This is a genomic window from Anabaena sp. CCY 9910 (genome assembly GCF_963920875.1).
GTDB classification, from domain to species: Bacteria; Cyanobacteriota; Cyanobacteriia; order Cyanobacteriales; family Nostocaceae; genus Trichormus; species Trichormus variabilis.
Genome location: NZ_CAWUDJ010000005.1, coordinates 86786 through 109709, shown reverse-complemented (window position 1 = coordinate 109709; position 22924 = coordinate 86786). Strand labels below are relative to the sequence as shown.

Genomic DNA, 22924 nt, shown 5'->3' with positions numbered 1-22924 from the left:
ATTAATCTTGTGCAATAGCCCCCATCATCCCATTAACCGCAGATAAATAATCAGATGGGTTCAGCAAAATTAGCATTCCTCGCATCCCCCCAGAAACCGTAATTTTATCAAACAAGGTTGCTGTCTCGTCAACATAAGTGGGATAGCTTTTTTTACTAGCTAAAGCTGTGACACCACCACGGATATAACCTGTTAGCGGCTGTACTTCTTTTAGTGGAACCGTTTCAATTTTGCGATTTCCAGAAATCCGAGCCAGGGCTTTTAAATCTAAATGAGCATTTCCAGGTATAACAGCAAAACAGATACCTGTTTGGTCACCTCTGACTACTAAGGTTTTAAAAACTTGTTCTGGAGGAAGTCCAACTTTGTGGGCTGTACTTTCAGCCGCCAAATCGTCAGGATCTACCTCATAGTTAAGAATTTCATAGGCAATGCCTAGTTTATCCAGTAGTCGAGCCGCATTAGTTTTCATTCTATTAATAGTCGCTATCAGCCACACAAATACCTTTACATTTAATACCGTTCGTAGCAGTGCGCTGACAATGAGGACAGAGAACTTTTTCGTCCTCTGTTTCTTGATTGGTACTTATATTAGTACTTCCCTGTAATTTATCTTTTTCCATCTGAAATTTTACACCTACGCAGAATTTTGATAGATAAAATCCTATCCGCTATATTTAAAGTATATTAATATCCCGTTTTTCCCTTTGGTTTGGTGAACATGGATTTTACAGCCACTCTCAATGAGATTAAATCTCTCAGCATTGAAGAACGCATTCGCTTTGTACAAGCCATTTGGGACAGTATCGCCGCAGAACAGACTTACCTCGATCTCACACCAGAGCAAAAACAAGAACTGGATCGGCGGATTAATGATTATGAAGCTAATCCAGACAACGTGATGACATGGGAAGAAATTAAAGCTTCTATTAAAAGACAATAATGGATTATGTATTGGTGTTTCGTCCAGAAGTTCGTGAAGAACTCGATGAGGCGTATATTTGGTACGAAAATCAGCAAGCAGGGCTTGGCGATGAATTTTTAGATTGTGTAGACGAGATTCTTAATAGAATCTGTCAAATGCCAGAATCTTATGCTGTTGTATATAAAGATGTTCACCGGGCTGTTTTACAACGCTTCCCTTATGCTGTTTACTATCGGATTATATCAAGTCGGATTATTGTCATAGGAATTTTTCACGGGCGAAGAGATCCCAAAATTTGGCAAATAAGAAACTAGCAAATTAGTTGGTTGTGGTGGGGAAGGCGATCGCCTGTTGTGGGTATTTTGTGCGATCGCTCTTAGTAAGACTATCAAATTATGCTAATAGCTGATTGTGGTGGATCAGAGAGCGCATGGAGTAAATAAATATACTGCTCAAACTTCTCAACTATTTTTGTTATATCTATGAACTTGGTAGCTATGTTATCATTCTCTTCGCCAGTATTGCTTTAGTGTCAAATCCTATGAGACTGTCTTCTAGAACCATTAGTGATTTAGCAGAATTAATCTGCGGAGGTAATGGAGCAAGTGGGGGATTTAACTGGACTAACTTTCCATATCGCTCAAGCTCACAATTAACTCAGTTTTTTTCTGCTTGTGATTTATCTTACCAACATGATGGCAGTACTAGGAAAATTTGGGTAGAAAATACACTTAAAGAAATAAATGAGGATTCGGTAATACTTCAGCATCTACCTTCCAATTCGATGATTAGAGTTATCCAAGAGTTAATGGATGCAGTTAACTATCAGAAATTAGGTCTTAACCGCAATGCTGCCTTAACTGATTTAAATTCTGTTTTAGCGAGAGAGGGTATTGAAGCATATCTAGATGCTACGGGGCTTTGTCATATAAAAAATACTCAGACCAGCACTACTTCAGCTACTTCCAAAATCCAAGCACGTCCACTTTCGCCTGCTGAGATTCAACGACGAAACGAAATTACAACTTTTTTAAATACAGCCTCAGAAGATAAATTTATTGAAGAACTCCTTGTTCCACTGTTTCGTCAGTTAGGATTCTTGCGGGTAACAGCGACTGGTCATTATGACAAGGCACTTGAGTATGGCAAAGATTTATGGATGAAATATCAACTTCCCACAGGTCATTTCATTTACTTTAGCGCACAAGTAAAAAAAGAGAAAATAGATGCGGCGGGTCGAAATTTAAATAGTAACATTAGCGGCATATTGGCTCAAGTCCGTATGTCTTTAGATCATCCAATATTCGACCCAGAAACGAATCGTAAACATTTATTAGATCATGTTTATATCATTTCTGCTAGTAATATCACTAAGCAAGCTAGAGCTTTGTTAATCGAACATTTAGATTGCGCAGCCCGTCGCCAAATCATTTTTATGGATAGAGAGGAGTTGTTGGATTTAGGCGCAATTACAGGTGTGATTTTAGCAAAGGATAATAAGCAAAACGATTTTTCACTGAATGAAGATGAAACACTATTTTAGATAATGTATAATTAGGTACCAGTTATCAGTTTCATCATTAACCTGATAACTGATAACTAATTTAAGCCGTCCGAAAACGCGCCAACTCCTCACCAGTCTTCGCATCATGGGCGTGGACAGTACACACCAGACAAGAGTCAAACGATCGCGCGACGTGTCCCACTTCCACAGGATCTCTAGAATCTTCAATAGGAGTCCCGATCAAAGCTTCCTCAATGGGGCCGCGTACCCCTTCACTATCACGGGGGCCGACGTTCCAAGTAGTCGCAGCAATCACCTGGTAATTCTTAATTTTGCCACCTTCGATATCTATCCAGTGACACAAAGAACCCCGTGATGCTTCCGTTGCACCCCAACCGCGACCGTCTTTTTCTTTGGGTTTGATATACCAAGGGTCATTTAAGACGAACTCACGCAGACATCTTTCTGCTTGGCGATATAACTTGACAATTTCGTGAACTCGTGCGATTTGACGCAAGTGAATACTAGCACCACCCATTTTTTGGAAAGCATCGAGGATAAACCCGTCGTAGTGTTGCCAAGATTCACCATGCTGACCACCTGCAACTAACTGACGGGCTAGGGGGCCGACTTCCAAGCGTCCGAAGTCTTGGTGTAATACCGCCGTTGACCAAGAGTAGGCATTTTTGAAGTCTTTAGTATTTTTCTGGGTGGGTTTGGTGGTACGGTCAAAGGGGTGAACGTCTGCGTTACCTTCGTCATACCAGGAGTGGGTGGTATTTTCACGGGTGAAGGTGTGATCCATCAAAGTATGGGTATCGCTGAAGCTATCGTACACACCACTTTTCATAATCATAGCCGCGTTGCGTCCTTCGATGGTCGGCTTTTGGTATTTATCTTCATGGGGTAGGTATCCCCAGGAGACGTATTTACCCACACCAGCGCCATATCTATCTAAACCAATATCTAGACCCATGCGCCAATAGAAACCCAAATCTGACTCACGATGTTTGATGTCTGCTTCTAACCAGTCCATGAAGTCATCATAAGTTTGAATTTCTTCGTAGCGTTCCAAAGAACAACCCAACCATACTGGTTCTAACCAGTTTGTACGGAAGAATTCGAGAATTGCCCAAGCGCGGGTGATATCGGTTAAGGTGGGGGCGCACATCACACCACCAGGCACCATATAACTGCTGTGCGGCCATTGTCCACCAAACAGGGCGTAAATTTCTACGGGTTTGCTGGAAATGGTTACGCCGAGTTCATAGGATTTCCCTGTAAAGGCGGCGAAGCGGCGGACGGCTTCATCGTAGAAGCGGCTACTACGGTATTTTTTGTTTGTTAAGTCAATGGCGAACAATCCATAGAAATAACGGGGGATGCTTTGGATGGTTTCGACGATTTGACCAAGGTTTCTGGCTAAGATGGCGTTGCGGGGAACGGTTGTACCCCAGGCTGTATCTAATGCCCAGGATGCAGATGTCAAGTGAGAAGCACCGCAGATACCGCAGATACGGGGCGTAACAATTAGTCCAGCTTGGGGGTCTTTGCCACGAAGAATGATTTCAAAACCGCGAAATAGTTCGGCGTGTGTCCAGGCGTTAACTACCTGTCCGTCTTCTATTTCCACACGGACATCTAAATCACCCTCGACTCTACCGACGGGTGATATATCTAATGTTTTGATTGTCATATTTGTTAGTTGTCAGTCGTTAGTTGTCAGTTGTCGGTTGTTAGTTGTCGGTTGTCAGTAGCAACTGACCATTGACTACTGACCACTGACTAAACTGTAAAAAAGTCTTCTTCTGCCCATTTGGGGGCTGTGTCTTTAGCAACCATTGTGAGGACAGCATAGTTTTTATTGCTTACCCCTGGTGGTAGTTCTTTGGGTACTCCCATGATGGTTTGGGTTTTAAATACGGTTCCGGGTTTGAGGTCGAAGAAGGGGAACTCTGCTTCTGTGCAACCTAAACAGGGCATTCCGGCGCGGGTTTTGGAGGAGACGCGGTTCCAGAGGATGCGGTTGCAGGAAGAATGAGTCATGGGGCCGCGACAGCCTAAGTCGTAGAATAAGCAGCCTTTGCGTTGTCCAAATTCGGCAGTGGTGGCTTTGTAGGCAAAGTGGACGTTACGGGTGCAGCCGGTTTGGGTGAAGGTGTTAAAGAAGGTTTGGGGGCGATTGAGTTCATCGAGGGCGATGTCTCCGATGCGTCCGGTAGCGATCGCCACTAATATCTGCGTAATCCAATCGGGGTGAGATGGACAACCAGGGATATTGATTACTGGTAGCCCTGATTTGGCACGGAAATCTTTACCTAAAAAGCCGCCTTCCTTGCGTTTGAGGAATTGCAAGCCTTGGGATTCGCTGGGGTTTGGTTCCATTGCGGGGATTCCTCCCCAAGTGGCGCAGTCTCCCACGGCGACGACAAAACTAGCAGCTTGGGCGAGGTCGGTTAGCCAATCTTTCATGGGGCGATCGGCAAAACGATTCCATTCGCCTGTACCGTTGGGGGCATTAACTACAGTACCTTCAAAGACCAAAATGTCTAGAGGTATTTTGCCTAAGATGCAATCCCACAATAAGGTTTGTACGTTGTCGCCTAGTTCCAGTCCTAAGGAAGGATGCCAAAGTACCTTGATACCAAAATCAGCAATTAAATCGCATACTGTCGGTTCTTCGGCATTAAGAAAAGACATGGTGTTGCCTGAACAAGCACCACCTTGCAGCCAGAGTACGTTAGTCATTGGCTATTAGTTCGTATATTGTTTATCGCACTGGGTGTGTCAGTTGTCAGTTGTCAGTTGTTAGTTGTTAGTTGTTTTGCCACTGACTATTGACAAAACTCTATCCTCTTGTGAGTGGAGTTTTATCAGGCGTGACGCAGGTGTTGACGCTTGTAGAGGTTCACCTGTTTATTAAGGTTTACTTTTCAGAATACAGTATTTTTCATCTGATTGTATATCATTAAATAAATTTATTTTTTAGCAATAGTTAAATCAAAATGATATTTGTTTTAATAGTAGTTTTTTAGACAGATTTTAATTGGTGAATTTACAATTTTTATAGCTCAATTTTTAGGCATAAATACTGGGTTGTTAGATGAGATTTTTTTGATTGATGATCACCCTCTAGAATTTATATATATGGTGTTTTATATTTAAAAGTTAATAAGGTTTTTCGATACTGCCAATCCAGAGAGGAGCGTAATAGCTAATGAATGAATTTTTTAGTAACTCTCATCTTCGTGAATTTCTGACCAATATGGTAACAAGTGATGTCACTTTGATTACGGGATTATTTTGGTTGGTTGTAGCCACCTTGATATCGATGATTGGCGGTGCTATTGGCGGAATGGTGTTGGCTGGGAAAGATATTGGCTATGGTTTTTCAGCAACAATTGGGGCATTATTTGCACCTGCGGGGGTAATTCCTGCCATTATTTTGGGTCTGGGTTTACTAAATTTCTTGAGTAATTATTAGGAGGTAATATGTTGGAATTAGGATGGTTGTCGGCGAGGTTGTTTTTGAAAGGTAAGCTACTACGAGACCCCATATATTTTATGAGGCAAACTCTGATAGGTAGTACTATCGGTTTGTTATTGCTAGTATTACTCGCTCAGGCGGAAATTCCTTTTTGTTTACCAGTAACTATCTCTAGTTTAACTACAGGTATAATCATGCCATTTCTTCTCAAAGATTTCAAAATGAAGTGATTTGTTGTTTACTTGTCAAAGTAGGGTTGATTGTCAGATTAGTATTGATTAATCACCAAACTGAAAAATAGAAACTGTTGCCTAGAGATTAGGGGCTGAAAAATATTGATTTTTCATCCCTTTTTGTCTGTAAACAAGCTGTATATTTACCTAGAAAATGGTGATGGTTCCTGAAAAACTACTAGTTTCTCCTACCTCATAATTCACTTTAAATGACACCCAGCATTACAGATTCAACAGTAAAAGCCGCATTGGCAGCCATTGCATCGGAGTCAGCGACAACTGAAGAGAAAATTCAGATGTTGATTGAATTGGCACAAGGTTTGCAGAAAAAACCTAAAACGCCTGGGGATTTATGGAATGCTGTTGAGTTATATCAGCAAGCCATTAAAATGTGCAGTGAGGATTATTCTTTATGGAAAGCCCGTTCTCAGGCGGGAATGGCTGGGGCGTTGAAGTCGATTCCTGATGTGGGGGCGGAATTGCTGCTACAAGCTAAAGCTGGTTATGAGGAGGCGTTACCAGTTCTGCGACAGTTGGCTGGGGCGGTGGAAGTTGCAGAAGCCCAGATGAATTTCGGGTTGGTGTTGCAGTCTTTAGTGCCTTTTAATTTGGCGAGGATAACCGATAGTATCGCTGCTTATCAGGAGGCGATGGGGGTATTTACGAGTCAGGATTATCCTCAAGAATACGCGATTTTGGCGAATAATATTGCGATCGCCTATCTTTCCATGTCGGGGGGTGCAGAACAGCAAAATCTCTATGCAGGTTTGGCTGTACAGACTTTTGAGTCAGCACTCAAGCAAATTAACTTGATTGACCACCCCAGGGAATATGCGATGTTGCAAAATAACTTGGGTAATGCTTTGCAATATTTACCCAGTTCCCATCCTGTGGAAAATAATTTACGGGCGATCGCCGCTTATAATGAAGCATTAAAGGTGCGTACTTGTCAAGGTACACCTGTGGAATATGCCAACACAATTGCCAATAAGGCTAATGCTTTATTCAATTTACCTGATGACCCCGAAAAGCCAGAGTTAGGTAATTCCCAAAATCTTTTACAAGCCCGTGCTTATTATCAAGAGGCTTGGGAGATATTTAGTCAATGTCAGCAAATGGAACAGGCGGAAGCGGTAGCCCAGGCGTTACATGAGGTAGGGGCAGAAATCCGGGTAAGCCACTTGTAGAGACGCGATTAATCGCGTCTTCTTCAGCCAATGATATGTTGATATGTTGCTAACAAATGACAAATTTAGAAGATTTAGTGACAGAAATTAGCCGCTATGAAGCGATTATCTCACAGTGGGATGAAACTCAACGTGGGGTGGTAGTTGGCTTGAAAAGGGCGATTGAGGATTTACATCAGGAAGCTTTGAGGCGGTTAATTAAAAGTGTCAAGCAGGAATGTTTGCCAGCTTTACAAAATGCGGTGCAGGATGAGGTGGTTTATGGGGTTCTACTTTATCATGGGTTGGTGAAACAGCCCCAACCACCGCTTTTACAACGTGTGCAAGCTGCGTTGGCAGAGGTACGTCCAGGGTTGAAAGACCATCATGGGGATGTGGAGTTAGTCGCAATTAAACCACCAGATACGGTAGAGGTGCGGTTTATCGGGACTTGTAGTAACTGTGCGGCTTCTACTTTGACCTTATCTCAAGGGGTGGAACAGGCGATTAAGGCACTGTGTCCAGAAATTATGACGGTGATTGCGGTGAAGTAATACCAATTCAAAATTCAAAAAAGAAATTGAAGCAATTCGCTTTTTCCTTATTGTGACGGGGATTTAAACCCCTAGATTTTGTCAACAAATTACTATAAGACTTTGCAACCAGAATTAGCAAAAAATCCAGCAAATCTCCCCCTTTCATCTCTAGGGGCGGTGGTGATTTTAGGTGATATTCCTAACCCAGAATTACTAGCTGTTCCCCTAGCGCCTACTCCTAGCACCATGTTCGGCCCCCGTGGTGCTTGTTTGGTGGCGGAAACAGGGGCGTTATGGGTGTCAGATACGGGACATCATCGATTGTTGGGTTGGCGACACGTACCTACAACGGATAGTCAACCGGCTGACTGGGTGATTGGACAGCCAGATTTTTATCATGAGGGACAAAATGCTAAGGGTACGCCAGGTAGGGCTACTGTGAGTGTACCGACGGGGATTTGTGTCTGTGGTGGAGGTTTGGCAATTGCTGATGCTTGGAATCACCGGGTTTTGATTTGGCACAAAATACCGGAAGATAGCAATGTGCCGGCGGATTTGGTATTGGGACAAGGGAATTTTTCTGAGAATGAACCAAATCGGGGTAAGCAATCACCAGATGCGAATACTATGCACTGGCCTTATGGGGTTGCATATCATCAGGGAAAATTATTTGTGGCTGACACTGGTAATCGTCGGTTGTTGATTTGGCAGGAGTTACCAACAGAAAATGGGCAACCGGCTGATATAGTTTTGGGACAGCCAGATATGATATCTCGCAATGAGAATGGTGGCCGTTCCCCCACGGCTGGGAGTATGCGCTGGTGTCATGATATTGCTTTTTGGGATGATAATTTAGTTGTTACCGATGCGGGTAATAATCGGGTGATGATTTGGCAGGGGATACCTACCGAAAATAATGTCCCCTGTGCGGTGGTGTTGGGGCAGAAAAGTTTTGATTTGGTGGAGATGAACCAAGGGGTTTATTTTCCTAGTGCTGGTAGTTTGAGTATGCCCTATGGGGTGGCGGCGACTGCGGATTGGTTGCTGGTGGCGGATACGGCTAATTCTCGGTTGCTAGGATGGAGAAAGCCAGAGTCAATATTATTATTGCAGGGGGCGATCGCTGATGGCATCATCGGCCAAAATTCTTTTCAAAGTAAAAGTGAAAATCGGCATTTTGGGTTGCCTACAAGGGATAGTTTGAATTGGTGTTATGGGGTGAAGGTTTGCGGTAGTACGGCGGTGATTTCTGATTCTGGGAATAATCGGGTTTTGTTGTGGCGCTTTTTTAACGCCGAGGGACGCTGAGGTAGGCGCAGAGGGGGGAGGAGAGTTTTATGGCGACTGAGGAAATTCGAGTGCGAGGAACTGTCCAGGGGGTGGGTTTTCGTCCTACGGTGTACCGTCTGGCTAAGGCTTGTGGGTTGCGGGGGGATGTTTGTAATGATGGGGAAGGGGTGTTAATTCGGGTATGTGGTGACGAAGGGGCTGTGACGGACTTTGTTGTTAGATTGCAGGAAGAATGTCCACCACTGGCGAAAATTAATGAACTCATCAGGACACCATATCAAGGTGAGTTGAACTTCCATGATTTTGTCATTTCTCATAGTGTTAGTGGCGTGGTGAGAACGGAAATTACTCCTGATGCGGCTACTTGTGTTGAATGTCAGCGAGAAATTTTTGACCCCTTTAGCCGTTTTTACCGTTATCCCTTTACTAACTGTACTCATTGCGGCCCTCGGTTGAGTATTATTCGCGCCATTCCCTATGACAGATGTAATACCAGTATGTCTGCGTTTGTCATGTGTTCTGAATGTGAAAAAGAATATCATGATATTGAAAATCGCCGCTTCCACGCCCAACCTGTAGCCTGTCACACCTGCGGCCCTAAAGCTTGGCTAGAACGGGCTGATGGTAAACCTGTGACGGCTTCTATGTTTTCTATGTTGGATGATGTGGATGCTGTTTGTACTTTGTTACAGAAGGGTGAAATTGTCGCTATTAAGGGAATTGGTGGTTTTCATTTAGCTTGTGATGCAACCCAAGAAGCGGCTGTGGAGAAATTGCGTCAGCGTAAGCGAAGATATGATAAGCCTTTTGCTTTGATGGCACGGGATATTACTGTTATTGAAAAATATTGCATTGTTAATGATGAGGAACGGGAGTTATTAGTTAGTCCTGCTGCACCGATTGTTTTGTTAGGAAAAAAGACACAAGAAACAATTTCTTTCCCTATTGCTTCCACTGTCGCACCGGGACAAAATAGTCTTGGTTTCATGCTACCTTATACGCCGTTGCATCATTTGATTCTCAAGCGGATGAATCGCCCAATTGTTTTGACAAGTGGCAATATTGCTGATGAACCGCAATGTATTGATAATGATGAAGCGAAAGCAAAATTAAGTCACATAGCTGATTATTTTCTTTTACATAATCGGGAGATTGTGAATCGAGTTGATGATTCAGTTGTGCGGGTAACTGATCATAAAATCCAAATCATGCGTCGTGCTAGGGGTTATGCGCCAGCACCAATAAAATTACCACCAGGATTTGATCATGTACCGCCGATTTTAGCGATGGGTAGTGAGTTAAAAAATACCTTTTGTTTACTGAGAGATAATGAAGCAATTCCATCTCAACATTTAGGAGATTTAGAAAATGCTTTGGCGTTTAATTGTTATCAAGATACATTGAATTTATACTTAAATTTATTGCAGCACAAACCAGAGGCGATCGCCTTTGATTCACACCCTGAATATCTCTCAACAAAACTTGGTAAAGAATTAGCGGCAGCCAACCAGATTCAACTGCAATTTATTCAACATCATCACGCCCACATTGCTGCTTGTATGGCAGAAAATCTTATTCCTTTAGATTCGTCACCAGTCTTAGGTATTGCTTGTGACGGACTAGGTTACGGTGCAGATGGTAAACTTTGGGGGGGAGAGTTTCTTTTAGCTGATTATACTCAATTTCAACGTCTGGCTACATTTAAACCAGTGGCAATGATTGGTGGTGAGCAAGCAATTTATCAGCCTTGGCGTAATACCTATGCTCATTTATTAAGTGCCAATCTTTGGGATGATTGTCAATTAAATTACTATGAATTAGAAATTATTAAATTTTTGCAAAAACAGCCGATAAATCTCATCAATCAACTTATAGAACAAAGTATTAATACTCCTTTAGCTTCTTCTGTAGGACGACTCTTTGATGCTGTAGCTGGGGCTATTGGCATTTGTCCAGAAAAATGTAGCTACGAAGGACAAGCAGCGATCGCCCTAGAAGCTATAGCTGATATCCACACCTTAAATAATCCTAAAGAAACAGCAGTTTATCCCTTTCAGTTTACCTTTTCCGATAATATTTATTGTATAGACTCATGTTCCATGTGGCAATTATTGCTTGATGACTTACAGCAGCAAACTCCTCAACAAGTTATTGCTGCCAAATTTCATTTAAGTTTGGCTAATGTCATTGTGGAAACAGTCAAACATCTTCGTCAACAAAACTTATTTAAGCAAGTCGCCCTAACAGGAGGAGTGTTTCAAAACAGTATCTTATTGCAACTAGTAACTCAGCAGCTACAAAACTTAGGAATCAACATACTTACTCATAGCTTAGTTCCTACAAACGACGGCGGGTTATCACTAGGTCAAGCAATCATCACAGCCGCCAGATTAATGAAAAAATATTAATATTAAACATCCTTAAATACTCATAAAAACTCTCTGCGCCTCTGCGTGAAAAAATCTTGCTTCACTCTCCACCAAAGAACCAAAAAAATGTGTTTAGGAATCCCCGGACAAATCACTGAAATCACCGACATCAACCACAAACTAGCCATCGTCGATGTTGGTGGAGTAAAACGCCAAGTCAATATCGCCTGTATAGTAGACGAACAACATCCACCCGAAGCTTGTTTAGGAGATTGGGTATTAGTTCATGTAGGCTTTGCTATGAATAGAATCAACGAACAAGAAGCAGCCGAAACTTTAAAGTTATTACAAGAAATCGCCACATTTCAGGCAGAAGTTAGTAATTAATTTTTTGGCGTTGTTGATTTAGTGGGATGGTTTTTGTATCACGCATACCGCTAACGCGGAATCCGCAGGGTAGGCGCAAAGATTTAAAAACCAACCCATTGTAGCTGTCTTTAAATTTTAAATTTTAAATTTTGAATTTTGAATTTTGAATTGATTCATCTCCCAGTCCCCTATCCCCAGTCCCCATATATGAAATACGTCGATGAATTTCGGGAACCAGACAAAGCTGAAGCCTTACGCCGTGAGATAGAAAAACTTAGCCAGCAATTAGATAAACATATCAAGATTATGGAAGTATGCGGCGGGCATACTCACTCTATTTTTAAATATGGTATTGAAGAAATCTTACCAGCCAACATAGAACTGATTCACGGGCCTGGCTGTCCAGTCTGTGTTATGCCTAAAGGGAGATTAGATGATGCGATCGCTATTGCTCAAAATCCTAACGTCATTTTAGCAACCTTTGGCGACACCATGCGCGTCCCCGGTTCCAAAACCAGCCTCCTGCAAGCCAAAGCCACGGGCGCAGATATCCGCATGGTTTACTCTCCCCTAGATAGCCTGCAAATTGCGAGAAATCACCCTGATAAAGAAGTTGTATTCTTCGCTTTAGGCTTTGAAACCACAGCCCCCAGCACCGCTTTTACCATCCTCCAAGCTGCTTCAGAAAATATTACTAACTTTAGTATGTTTTCTAATCACGTCCTCGTCATTCCCGCCCTGCAAGCTTTATTAAATAACCCTGATTTGCAGCTAGATGGCTTTATTGGCCCTGGTCATGTGAGTATGGTAATTGGTACTGAACCTTATGAATTTATTGCCCAGAAATATCATAAACCAATTGTTGTTTCCGGCTTTGAACCATTAGATATTCTCCAATCAATTTGGATGTTGTTACAGCAACTAAGAGAAAATCGCTGTGCAGTAGAAAATCAATATAATAGATTAGTCCAAAAAGACGGAAATCAAATAGCACTAGAAGCCATGCACAAAGTGTTTGCAGTTCGGGAAACATTTGCATGGCGTGGCTTAGACGAAATCCCGGATTCTGGGTTAAAAATTCGCCCAGAATATGCCCAATTTGATGCTGAATTAAAGTTTACTATTCCTAACCTAAAAGTTGCCGACCATAAAGCCTGTCAGTGTGGCGAAATTCTTCAAGGAGTCCTCAAACCTTGGCAGTGTAAGGTATTTGGTACAGCCTGCACACCAGAATCACCAATAGGTACCTGCATGGTGTCCTCAGAAGGAGCTTGTGCCGCATACTATAAATATGGCAGATTTTCGACAACGTTACAAAAACAAGCAGCCGAAAAGCCAAAAGTGACTATCTCGTCATAACCTCCAAAAAAGCAGCGACACACTCCACACAACAACACTGCGAGGACATTAGTATGCCATTTGTCACCGTTAAAATTGCTAGAGGACACTCCATCGAAAAAAAACGGCATTTAGTAGAAGCCATTACTAATGCTTTAGTAACTGCTTTAGATACTAAACCGGAATGGATAACCGTTCACATTGATGAATTTGAACGCGAAAATTGGGCTGTGAATGGTATCTTGCATTGTGATAGGCATCGTGGAAGACACGATGAAACAGGTAGATAAAAACTCCACCCACAAGGGGATAGAGTTTTGTCAGTGGTCAGTGGTCAGTAGTCAGTGGCAAAGATATGGGAATCCGATTTGATTATTGAAAATATCTAAGTATCTGTAGGGTGGGCAATGCCCACCCTACGTATGTTTCAAAAATCAAATACTAGTCCTATATGTAAAAACCACGCCACAAGGGGTTGGAGTATTAGACCATATCCTTTCAACAACTGACAACTGACAACTGACACAGAAATCTTAATAAATACTCTCTTAATTACAAACTACGAATGATAAAAAATGGACTTTTCAAACACTAACTCAGTATCAAATCCCCTGTTTCAAAAAATCGAACAAGTCCGCCGTCGCCCAGCTAAAGTAAAAGATACTCACATTAATTTGGCACATGGTAGCGGGGGTAAAGCCATGCGCGACCTAATTGATGATATCTTTGTTAGTAATTTTGATAATCCTCTCCTCTCACAATTAGAAGACCAAGCCAGCTTGGATTTATCTAGTCTTTTACAACAGGGAGATAGGCTAGCTTTTACCACAGATTCCTATGTTGTAGACCCCTTATTTTTTCCTGGTAGTGATATAGGAGAATTAGCCATAAACGGCACAGTTAATGACTTAGCCATGAGTGGTGCTAAACCCTTATATCTTACCTGTAGCGTAATTTTAGAAGAGGGATTACCAACAGAAACCCTCCGCCGTGTCGCTACCAGCATGAAAATAGCCGCCCAAAAAGCTGGAGTGCAAATTGTCACAGGTGACACTAAAGTTGTTCATCGTGGTTGTGCGGATAAACTCTTTATCAACACTGCTGGTATTGGTATTATTCCCAGTGGCATTAATATTTCTGCACACAACATTCAACCAGGGGATGCCATAATTGTTAATGGTGAGTTAGGCAATCATGGGGCAGCAATTTTAATCGCTCGTGGGGAATTAGCTTTAGAAACAAATATAGAAAGTGACTGTCAACCGTTGCATGATTTAGTAGCAACTATTCTCCATGTTTGTCCCCAAGTTCACGCCATGCGGGATGCTACACGAGGAGGTTTAGCGACAGTCCTAAATGAATTTGCCCTAACTTCTAATGTGGGAATACGCATTAATGAAGCATCCATACCCGTGCGTGAAGAAGTCAAAGGAATTTGTGAAATTTTGGGTTTAGACCCTTTATATTTAGCTAATGAAGGCAAATTAGTAGTAGTGGTTAGGGGTGAACAAGCGCACACAGTTTTATCTGCAATGAAGTCTCACCCGGCGGGTAAAGATGCGTGTATTATTGGTGAGGTTATTGCTTCTCCTCCAGGAGTAGTGTTTCTAAAAACTACTTTTGGTACGGAACGGATTATTGATATGCTAGTAGGCGATCAACTACCACGGATTTGTTGATAACAAGTAGAGCGTTTCATGCACGAACTAGGAATTACGCAAAATATCGTAGCCATTGTTAATGAATATGCTCATGGTGCAAAAGTGCGCCGAGTTTTGCTAGAAATTGGCAAACTTTCAGCTATTATGCCAGATGCGATAAAATTCTGTTTTGATATTTGTAGCCAAGGTACAGTCTTGGAAGGTGCAGTATTAGAGATTTTGGAGATTCCTGGTTTAGCTAAATGTCGCCAATGTGGTGCAGAAATTGCTTTAGAGAAACCATTTGGAATATGTAATTGTGGTAGTGTGCATTTAGATTTAATTACCGGCGAAGAACTGAAAATTAAAGAGATAGAAATTGAGGAAGTATGTGTGTAACCTGCGGTTGTTCTGATGATGCTGAAGGCACAATCACTAATTTACAAACAGGTGAGATGGAACATAATCACCATCACCATACCCATAATTTGCCAGATGGGACTGTGATTACTCACTCCCATCATCATGACAATGAACCATCGCAAATTCATGCAAAAATTCACGGCACAACTATATCTTTAGAACAAGAGATTTTAGGAAAAAATAACCTATTAGCCGCCCAAAATCGGGGATGGTTTAAAGGTCGAAATATTCTCGCCCTCAATCTAATGAGTTCCCCTGGTGCAGGAAAAACAACTCTTTTAACTCGCACCATTAATGATTTAAAACATAAATTACCTATAACCGTCATTGAGGGCGACCAAGAAACAATTAATGATGCCCAAAAAATCAAGGAAACAGGATGTAAAGTTGTTCAAATTAATACTGGTACAGGCTGTCATTTAGATGCTTCTATGATTGAACGAGGTTTACAACAATTAAACCCACCCATTAACTCAGTTTTAATGATTGAAAATGTCGGTAATTTAGTTTGTCCAGCATTGTTTGATTTAGGCGAACAGGCAAAAGTTGTCATTCTCTCGGTGACGGAAGGCGAAGATAAACCAATTAAATATCCCCATATGTTCCGTGCTAGTGAGATTATGATTCTCACCAAAACTGATTTGTTACCTTATGTGCAGTTTGATGTGCAGCGTTGTCTAGAATATGTACAGCAAGTAAATCCCAATATGCAGGTTTTCCAAGTTTCTGCAACTACAGGTGTAGGATTAGATATTTGGTATCAATGGCTAACGCAGAAAGTAGCCAATTCTCTACAACCAGTGGTGATGTAAGCAGTAACTTTGCGTCAACCCATAGATGTTTTTTCAAACTGATGAGATTTTCTGCTGGAAAAGCTTATCCCCTATGGGTTTGAAGTGGTTTTGACTCGCTATGAGGTTGACGCAATCACCAAATCTCTTACGGTCACTGATTTCCACATATTTTTTAGGTACTACCTCTTGACAAAGCGATCGCTCAACAGCTACCTTAGTCACAAGTTCACGCAACCGCACCTTGAAAACCAAATACATCAAGCTCTCCACGCCTGAGCCATTGCAATTAACTAAAATCCCTATTAGGGATTGAAACTAACCATATTGTGTGCTTTTTTGTGGTGAGACATGATTGCAATTAACTAAAATCCCTATTAGGGATTGAAACTTTGTTCCCAAACACCGCTCTTTTTTGACATCCCACATTGCAATTAACTAAAATCCCTATTAGGGATTGAAACTTTTTCTGGGAGCCATTATTACATTTTGCTTACTTTGATTGCAATTAACTAAAATCCCTATTAGGGATTGAAACGCCTAATGATCACCATCGATTCCCCTTATTTCCCCATTGCAATTAACTAAAATCCCTATTAGGGATTGAAACTTTACTGGCTTTATCTTCTCTGGTGTGGCTACCATATTGCAATTAACTAAAATCCCTATTAGGGATTGAAACGCCGTCAGGCTGGGCAGAGGGCAGAAGGGAAAATTATTGCAATTAACTAAAATCCCTATTAGGGATTGAAACAACTACTCTAAGGCAGACTAAATTGATTAGAATACAGATTGCAATTAACTAAAATCCCTATTAGGGATTGAAACTGCCAGTAGCCCTCGCTCGTATGGCAGAATCTAAGATTGCAATTAACTAAAATCCCTATTAGGGATTGAAACTGGGTCCATCCTCCCCACCAACTAAAGACACTACAATTGCAATTAACTAAAATCCCTATTAGGGATTGAAACAGGCTACTTCCACTGGATTACAGAAGAGTGCTGGATTGCAATTAACTAAAATCCCTATTAGGGATTGAAACTATATGGGAGCTTGTACATTCTCTCTATAGTTTCTATTGCAATTAACTAAAATCCCTATTAGGGATTGAAACTCAAAAACAACTAACTGATGAAGCTAAAAAAGAAATTGCAATTAACTAAAATCCCTATTAGGGATTGAAACAGAAGAGGAGACTTTGTATTGAAGACATGTCCAAAATTGCAATTAACTAAAATCCCTATTAGGGATTGAAACAAAATACTCTCTGAATCTGGATTGAAATCATTAAATTGCAATTAACTAAAATCCCTATTAGGGATTGAAACACCCCAAGGAAAACTCTCGTACACAACATTCATCCATTGCAATTAACTAAAATCCCTATTAGGGATTGAAACTGGCATTCCTATTTCAGATGTAAAAAAAGCGGTTACAATTGCAATTAACTAAAATCCCTATTAGGGATTGAAACTTGCTGGTTGTGGGTCGTTGTGGAATAAGTAATCATTGCAATTAACTAAAATCCCTATTAGGGATTGAAATTTAAAACTCTTAATCCTCTCTGCGCCTCTGCGTGACAGAAATCATCCCGGATTTATGCAACGCCAAAATAGGCTCGTTACACTCAACACATTGAGTTCCAATTAATACAACACGACTCCCCAACCCCTAGCCTTCCTTATGTAAGTTGAGCGTCACCAAACCGAGAAATATTGCAACTCTTCATCAAAAAGCAATAACAAAGCAACAAAACTGTCATAAATGCTATCTAAAGTAATAATAAACATAGTTTCCTCGCTCAAGGCCATGCAAAACCAAGTACACGATGAATCTCAACCGTTAAATCCTAAAAACCAGAATCACGCACCTTGGAAAAAAGCGGCTGCATCTCTATCACTAGTACTGCTGGGATCTGGTATGACTTTAGCTGGTGGATATTTAGCAGGAAACCAGCAACAATTGGCACAAAAAGCATCTGACTTGGCGGTGAGCCGAGTAGATGCAGCACCGCCATTAGGAAATAACACAGACCCCAACTTTGTGACTCAAGTGGTGCAGAAAGTAGGGCCGGCTGTGGTGCGTATTGAAGCGTCTCGGACTGTCACATCTCGATTACCAGCCGAATTTAACGACCCATTTTTCCGTCGCTTCTTCGGTTCCCAACTACCTCAACAACAAGAGAGAGTACAACGGGGTACTGGTTCCGGATTTCTTATTAGTGCTGATGGTAGTATTCTTACCAATGCTCACGTTGTTGATGGTGCAGATACGGTGCGAGTCATCCTCAAAGATGGGCGCAGTTTTCAAGGTAAAGTATTAGGTACAGATAATTTAACAGATGTAGCTGTTGTCAAAATTCAGGCAAATAACTTGCCGACCTTAGCAGTGGGTAATTCTGACCAATTACAACCTGGACAATGGGCGATCGCTATTGGTAATCCTTTAGGTTTAGATAACACCGTCACCACAGGTATAATTAGTGCAACTGGACGTACCAGCAATCAAATTGGCGCACCAGATAAGCGTGTAGAATATATTCAAACTGACGCAGCAATTAATCCAGGTAACTCTGGTGGCCCCTTGCTGAACTATCGTGGTGAAGTTATTGGGATGAATACCGCCATTATTCAAGGCGCGCAGGGTCTAGGTTTTGCCATCCCTATCAAAACAGCACAACGTATTTCTAATCAACTTATAGCCACAGGTAAAGTACAGCATCCTTACCTGGGTATTCAAATGGTAGGATTAACACCCCAAGTCAGACAAAACATTAACTCTGACCCCAATAGTGGTTTGAGTGTTGATACAGACAAGGGTGTTTTAGTGGTCAGAGTCATGCCAAATTCGCCAGCCGCAAGAGCAGGGTTACGCGCTGGCGATGTTATTCAAAAGCTGAACGGCCAAGCTGTTACGGATGCTAGCAATGTACAAAGAGCCGTGGAAAACGCTCAAGTCGGTGGACAATTGCAGCTAGAATTATGGCGCAATGGTCGAAATGTAAACTTAGCCGTACAAGCAGGCGCTTTCCCGACTCAACAGGTGGAATAGGGGGATAGGTGTTTAGGGGTTTAGGGGTTCAAAGCTGTTAAACTCCTACACCCTTACACCCTTACACCCTCACACCCCTAATCCTTCAACTAACGGACTAATAAATATCGGAAACCAATGGCTAGCAAAAAGATGCCGTATAGTTTTTTCATGGTTTCGCTGGTAATAAATGGCTGATTGGCAAACATCGCGCCAAATAAGTTGCCAACTAACAAGCCAATTGCAATAACTACAGCGTACTTAAAATTAATATTGCCACTACGATGGTAAACTGCTGCGCCTAAAAGTCCAATGGGTAAGATTTGGGCTGCAATAGACGTACCAGTGGCAAATTTTTGATCAAGTCCCATTAATAGAACCATTGCTGGTACCATAATTGCACCGCCACCAATGCCAAACATTCCTCCAGCAACACCAGCAGCCAGTCCAATTAGCAACAGTTGTACAAGTAAATTAGACATACAAACGTGTGATTTCTCTGTGAATTACAAATAATTTTAGGTGACAAGATTGGTTTAGAGGCTGTTTTCACTGTTGACAAAAAATACGCAGGTTCGTCTTAGGGTAGTCGGGATCTTAGATGTGCGATCGCTAACAATTCCTTTTATCTACAAAATTCGGACATGAATCTAAGATAAAACCCTGACAATAAGAGGCTTTCAAGTCTGTCAACAGTCAACAACATAAATATCGTGCCAAATCGGCTAAAAGCGCGTACTCTAGATGTATTCTGTATCAACTCTAACATCTATTGTTATTGCTATGCCCCAAGATTTTTCCCACCAAAATCTTAGAGGTCGCTCTTTTAAAGGTCAAAATCTTGTAGGAGTCAATTTTAGTTACGCAGATATTCAAGGCGTAGATTTTAGTGGAGCCAATCTGCGAGGGGCAAATTTTAGCTGTACCAAAACGGGACTGCAAAACAATTGGAGAACTTGTTTAGCCGTTATATGTTTATCGCTAGCACTAATATCAGGGGTGATTTGTGCATTTGCAGGCGGTTATCTGGGGTTTTTACTGGTGAATCCGAATTGGTTAAATAGAGCAACTGGTGTATTCTTGATTACCGGATTTGCTATCTTTTTTACGGTTGGTATTAGCAAAAGTTTGACAGATGCTTTTTATGTTTTAGGGCTTTTAGTAATTTTGGCGTTTATAGGCGGTGTATTAACATCCGGGTCTGGAACTGGCAGTGGTGCGGGGTATTTTGCCTTTTCCATGATTGGTATGCTCACTGGTGTCATACTCGGAGCTATAGCTATTGCGGAAGCCTGGGATTTGTTTGGGACTTTCAGCGTACTTGGTGTTTTGGTGTCTACAATCCTCGGCGCTTTTATTTATTCAACGATGGGAAGAGGTGCGGTAGTTGAGGCGCGATTTCTAGCGTTGGTATTTGCATCGGTATTTATCGGATTTTCCACTTATATTGGTCACCGGATCTTAAAAAATCATGAAATAGATAAGTGGATGCGTACTATTGTGATTTTTCTAGCAACCATAGGAGGAACGAACTTTCGCAATGCTAATTTGACTGATGCTAATTTTACGGGATCTGTACTTTTAAGTACAGATTTTAGAAAAGCAAACCTGACACGTACTAGTTTCCACAAAGTTAATCAACTTGACCGTATACTTCCTGGTTTCACTTACCTGCAAAACACGAAAATACACCAACTATTAATCACTGGGCAAGGACGAGAGCAGCAGCTTGAGCGTCAAGATTTGCGCGGAGTTAACTTACAAGGTGCAAATTTAGCAGATGCCAGTTTTATCGGTGCAGACTTGAGCCAAGCCAACCTACAAGACGCAGATTTATCTAGAGCAAAGTTGGTACAAACCCAACTGGATGGTACAGATTTCACCGGTGCAATACTCACCGGAGCCTACATTGAAGACTGGGGGATTACTACCGATACCAAATTTGATGGCGTGCGGTGTGAATATGTTTATATGCGATTGCCTACTCAAGATAATCCAGACCCCCATCGTAAACCTGATAACCGCCAAGAAGTCTTTGCAGATGGAGAGTTTGGTGATTTTATTCAACCAATTTTTGACACACTTGATTTATACCATAATCAGGGTGTTGATCCTCGTGCGATCGCCATTTCTTTTAAGGAACTAGCTGAGAATCATCCTGAGGCTGAACTAGAAATAGTCGCAATGGAGAAACGCGGACAAGACAAAATTCTGTTGCGAGCCAAAACCGCAACTCACGCTGATAAATCTGAACTCAGTGCCGAATATTTCACTACATATAATCAACTGCACACTCTAGCACAGCAAGAATTACAAGCGCTCATAGCCGAAAAAGATAGCAGAATTTCTGATTTACAAACTATGGTGATGACAGCTTTACAGCGTCCTAGCTTTTATGCCCAAACCTATCAAAACCAGGGAGATACCGTCATGTCCGAAAGCGCAAAACAAGTTTTCCATAACAACCAATTCGGTGGTGGTCTGGTAAATGCTGATACTGTAACCGGGCAGCAAATCGCCACTGGAAACATTAATAATAACAGTCCACAGCAAAGGCAGAATTTGGCAGCAGCAGCCGCAGAAATTCAACAGCTACTCAATCAACTGAGTCAAACAAACCCCACAACAACCACATCGGAAAAGATGACAGTTGTGGCTAAGGTTGTAGATGAAATTGAAAGCAATCCCACTTTAAAAGCGCGAGTAGTTGGCGCATTGAAGGCTGGAGGAATAGAAGCTTTTAAAGAGATGATAGACCATCCTCTAGTAAATATTCTCTTGGCTTCAATAGATGGGTGGCAAGAGGCGGAATAAAATGCTTTACGCTCACGGCTTCCTCAAACAATTTTTTCGGTAGTAAACCATGCACACCTTTATTGGGACTGTTCACAACTTGAGTGATACGAAAATTCACCGCTAAACTACACAAAACATAAGCATCTTCTGGAGATAAATTGACGAAACGTTCCAGAAAATCAATCATATTTTTCAGGGCTTGTTCTAATGCTGCATCTAAAGTTGGTGCAAACCCCATTGTGATGATATCAGTGGGCGTTTCTGCAATGGGTGTAGTGAAGTGCAAATCTTTGCGTAGTGTTAACTGGATACGGCCATTCATGGAAGTTTCAATCGCCGTCACATTAACTTCGCCATCCCCCTGGGCTGAATGTCCGTCACCAAGGGAAAATAAGCCGCCAGGGACAAATATCGGCAAAAATATGCGAGAGCCTGCTTGGAGTTCACGGTTGTCTATGTTACCGCCATAATAGCCAGGGGGAACGGATGAGCGAGAATCTTCTGGGGTAGCGACACCAAGGATACCAAAAAAAGGCTTGAGGGGAATTTTAATCCCGCTATTGAGAGGGAATTCAGCAGTGTTATTAGCTAAATCTAAGGGAATAAATCTTAAAGCTGGTTGAGTAAACTGATTGGGTAAGGCTCCCCAACCTGAACGAATTGCATTAAACCCAACAGGTAAACTAGGTGCGATCGCCTCTAATTGTACTTCTAAAACATCCCCTGGTTCAGCATCCTTGATATAAATTGGCCCGGTCAGTAGATGCGGCCCGGCGGCAATTTTGCGTTCCGGTGACAAATTTTGGCAGATATCCAAAAATTCCGGTGTGAGAAACTCTGGTGGTGCTTTATCGTAAATGTAATAACCTGTGTAAGTTTCTACATCAATGGTGTCGCCAGACTCAACTTTTATTGCTGGTTCTAATAAATTGGAGAAACCGCCTAAATGTACTGTTGATGTGGTGGCTTTAAAGATGTGGTGAGTCATCGCCGCTATGCTATTTATTCAGTATTATTGCTTATACC

At 41.8% G+C, this 22924-nt stretch carries 23 protein-coding genes and 1 CRISPR repeat array; of the genes, 17 read left to right on the top strand and 6 right to left on the bottom strand.

Annotated elements, in window-relative coordinates:
* Position 1: 1 nt before the first annotated feature.
* The gene (gene ybaK, locus ACM5QX_RS06450; protein ID WP_414752869.1) at positions 2 to 472 is read right to left on the bottom strand and encodes a Cys-tRNA(Pro) deacylase; all 471 of its coding nucleotides are present in this window, start codon (positions 470 to 472) and stop codon (positions 2 to 4) included.
* A 249-nt stretch (positions 473 to 721) separates the two neighbouring features.
* Between ybaK and ACM5QX_RS06445 the strand changes: the two genes are divergently transcribed.
* The 3 genes from ACM5QX_RS06445 (at position 722) to ACM5QX_RS06435 (ending at position 2468) form a co-directional block, all read left to right on the top strand.
* On the top strand, positions 722 to 943 hold the full coding sequence (locus tag ACM5QX_RS06445; RefSeq protein ID WP_414752868.1) for an addiction module protein: 222 nt from the start codon (positions 722 to 724) through the stop codon (positions 941 to 943).
* Positions 943 to 1239 (top strand): type II toxin-antitoxin system RelE/ParE family toxin, encoded by a 297-nt coding sequence (locus tag ACM5QX_RS06440; RefSeq protein ID WP_414752867.1) that lies wholly within the window; start codon positions 943 to 945, stop codon positions 1237 to 1239. Before ACM5QX_RS06445 ends, ACM5QX_RS06440 begins: the two co-directional genes overlap by 1 nt.
* Positions 1240 to 1466: 227 nt before the next feature.
* Entirely contained in the window at positions 1467 to 2468 is a 1002-nt protein-coding gene (locus tag ACM5QX_RS06435; protein ID WP_414752866.1) for a hypothetical protein, read from the top strand.
* Positions 2469 to 2529: 61 nt separating this feature from the next.
* On the opposite strand, the gene ACM5QX_RS06430 is transcribed toward ACM5QX_RS06435, so the two are convergent.
* The gene (locus ACM5QX_RS06430) at positions 2530 to 4125 is read right to left on the bottom strand and encodes a nickel-dependent hydrogenase large subunit (protein ID WP_414752865.1); all 1596 of its coding nucleotides are present in this window, start codon (positions 4123 to 4125) and stop codon (positions 2530 to 2532) included.
* Between the two features lie 89 nt (positions 4126 to 4214).
* A complete protein-coding gene (locus tag ACM5QX_RS06425; RefSeq protein WP_414752864.1) occupies positions 4215 to 5177 on the bottom strand; it encodes a hydrogenase in 963 nt (320 codons plus the stop codon).
* A gap of 469 nt (positions 5178 to 5646) precedes the next feature.
* Here ACM5QX_RS06425 and ACM5QX_RS06420 point away from each other — a divergent pair, with 469 nt between their 5' ends.
* The 12 genes from ACM5QX_RS06420 to hypB all read left to right on the top strand — a co-directional run bounded on the left by ACM5QX_RS06420 (position 5647) and on the right by hypB (position 16092).
* A complete protein-coding gene (locus tag ACM5QX_RS06420; protein WP_414752863.1) occupies positions 5647 to 5913 on the top strand; it encodes a hypothetical protein in 267 nt (88 codons plus the stop codon).
* A gap of 8 nt (positions 5914 to 5921) precedes the next feature.
* Entirely contained in the window at positions 5922 to 6146 is a 225-nt protein-coding gene (locus ACM5QX_RS06415) for a hypothetical protein (RefSeq protein WP_414752862.1), read from the top strand.
* Positions 6147 to 6358: 212 nt separating this feature from the next.
* Positions 6359 to 7336, top strand: coding sequence for a hypothetical protein (locus ACM5QX_RS06410; RefSeq protein WP_414752861.1), 978 nt, complete (start codon positions 6359 to 6361; stop codon positions 7334 to 7336).
* A gap of 56 nt (positions 7337 to 7392) precedes the next feature.
* Positions 7393 to 7869 carry a NifU family protein gene (locus tag ACM5QX_RS06405; protein WP_414752860.1) on the top strand — a complete coding sequence of 159 codons (477 nt, stop codon included), beginning with the start codon at positions 7393 to 7395 and terminating at the stop codon, positions 7867 to 7869.
* Between the two features lie 102 nt (positions 7870 to 7971).
* Positions 7972 to 9159, top strand: coding sequence for a hypothetical protein (locus tag ACM5QX_RS06400; RefSeq protein ID WP_414752952.1), 1188 nt, complete (start codon positions 7972 to 7974; stop codon positions 9157 to 9159).
* A gap of 29 nt (positions 9160 to 9188) precedes the next feature.
* Positions 9189 to 11549, top strand: a complete 2361-nt coding sequence (hypF, locus tag ACM5QX_RS06395; RefSeq protein ID WP_414752859.1) for a carbamoyltransferase HypF — start codon at positions 9189 to 9191, stop codon at positions 11547 to 11549.
* Positions 11550 to 11636: 87 nt separating this feature from the next.
* On the top strand, positions 11637 to 11897 hold the full coding sequence (locus tag ACM5QX_RS06390; RefSeq protein ID WP_190569340.1) for a HypC/HybG/HupF family hydrogenase formation chaperone: 261 nt from the start codon (positions 11637 to 11639) through the stop codon (positions 11895 to 11897).
* Positions 11898 to 12086: 189 nt separating this feature from the next.
* Positions 12087 to 13238, top strand: coding sequence for a hydrogenase formation protein HypD (gene hypD, locus ACM5QX_RS06385; protein ID WP_414752951.1), 1152 nt, complete (start codon positions 12087 to 12089; stop codon positions 13236 to 13238).
* Between the two features lie 53 nt (positions 13239 to 13291).
* Positions 13292 to 13507 (top strand): tautomerase family protein, encoded by a 216-nt coding sequence (locus tag ACM5QX_RS06380; RefSeq protein ID WP_011321271.1) that lies wholly within the window; start codon positions 13292 to 13294, stop codon positions 13505 to 13507.
* Between the two features lie 285 nt (positions 13508 to 13792).
* Positions 13793 to 14896 carry a hydrogenase expression/formation protein HypE gene (gene hypE / locus ACM5QX_RS06375; protein WP_414752858.1) on the top strand — a complete coding sequence of 368 codons (1104 nt, stop codon included), beginning with the start codon at positions 13793 to 13795 and terminating at the stop codon, positions 14894 to 14896.
* A gap of 18 nt (positions 14897 to 14914) precedes the next feature.
* Positions 14915 to 15256, top strand: coding sequence for a hydrogenase maturation nickel metallochaperone HypA (gene hypA, locus ACM5QX_RS06370; protein ID WP_414752857.1), 342 nt, complete (start codon positions 14915 to 14917; stop codon positions 15254 to 15256).
* Entirely contained in the window at positions 15247 to 16092 is an 846-nt protein-coding gene (gene hypB / locus ACM5QX_RS06365; protein ID WP_414752856.1) for a hydrogenase nickel incorporation protein HypB, read from the top strand. The genes hypA and hypB overlap by 10 nt, the downstream gene beginning before the upstream one ends.
* A gap of 33 nt (positions 16093 to 16125) precedes the next feature.
* Here the strand turns inward: hypB and ACM5QX_RS06360 are convergent, their stop codons facing one another.
* Positions 16126 to 16332, bottom strand: coding sequence for a hypothetical protein (locus ACM5QX_RS06360; protein ID WP_414752855.1), 207 nt, complete (start codon positions 16330 to 16332; stop codon positions 16126 to 16128).
* A gap of 21 nt (positions 16333 to 16353) precedes the next feature.
* Positions 16354 to 17617: a CRISPR direct-repeat array (repeat unit 37 nt; unit sequence ATTGCAATTAACTAAAATCCCTATTAGGGATTGAAAC).
* A 264-nt stretch (positions 17618 to 17881) separates the two neighbouring features.
* Between ACM5QX_RS06360 and ACM5QX_RS06355 the strand changes: the two genes are divergently transcribed.
* Positions 17882 to 19123: an HhoA/HhoB/HtrA family serine endopeptidase gene (locus ACM5QX_RS06355; RefSeq protein WP_414752854.1), complete on the top strand. Its 1242-nt coding sequence runs from the start codon at positions 17882 to 17884 to the stop codon at positions 19121 to 19123.
* Positions 19124 to 19212: 89 nt separating this feature from the next.
* On the opposite strand, the gene ACM5QX_RS06350 is transcribed toward ACM5QX_RS06355, so the two are convergent.
* Entirely contained in the window at positions 19213 to 19584 is a 372-nt protein-coding gene (locus tag ACM5QX_RS06350; RefSeq protein ID WP_414752853.1) for a TSUP family transporter, read from the bottom strand.
* Positions 19585 to 19885: 301 nt separating this feature from the next.
* Here ACM5QX_RS06350 and ACM5QX_RS06345 point away from each other — a divergent pair, with 301 nt between their 5' ends.
* Positions 19886 to 21916, top strand: coding sequence for a pentapeptide repeat-containing protein (locus ACM5QX_RS06345; protein ID WP_414752852.1), 2031 nt, complete (start codon positions 19886 to 19888; stop codon positions 21914 to 21916).
* On the opposite strand, the gene ACM5QX_RS06340 is transcribed toward ACM5QX_RS06345, so the two are convergent.
* Positions 21843 to 22886: an acetamidase/formamidase family protein gene (locus ACM5QX_RS06340; RefSeq protein ID WP_414752851.1), complete on the bottom strand. Its 1044-nt coding sequence runs from the start codon at positions 22884 to 22886 to the stop codon at positions 21843 to 21845. The genes ACM5QX_RS06345 and ACM5QX_RS06340 overlap by 74 nt on opposite strands.
* Positions 22887 to 22924 lie beyond the last annotated feature (38 nt).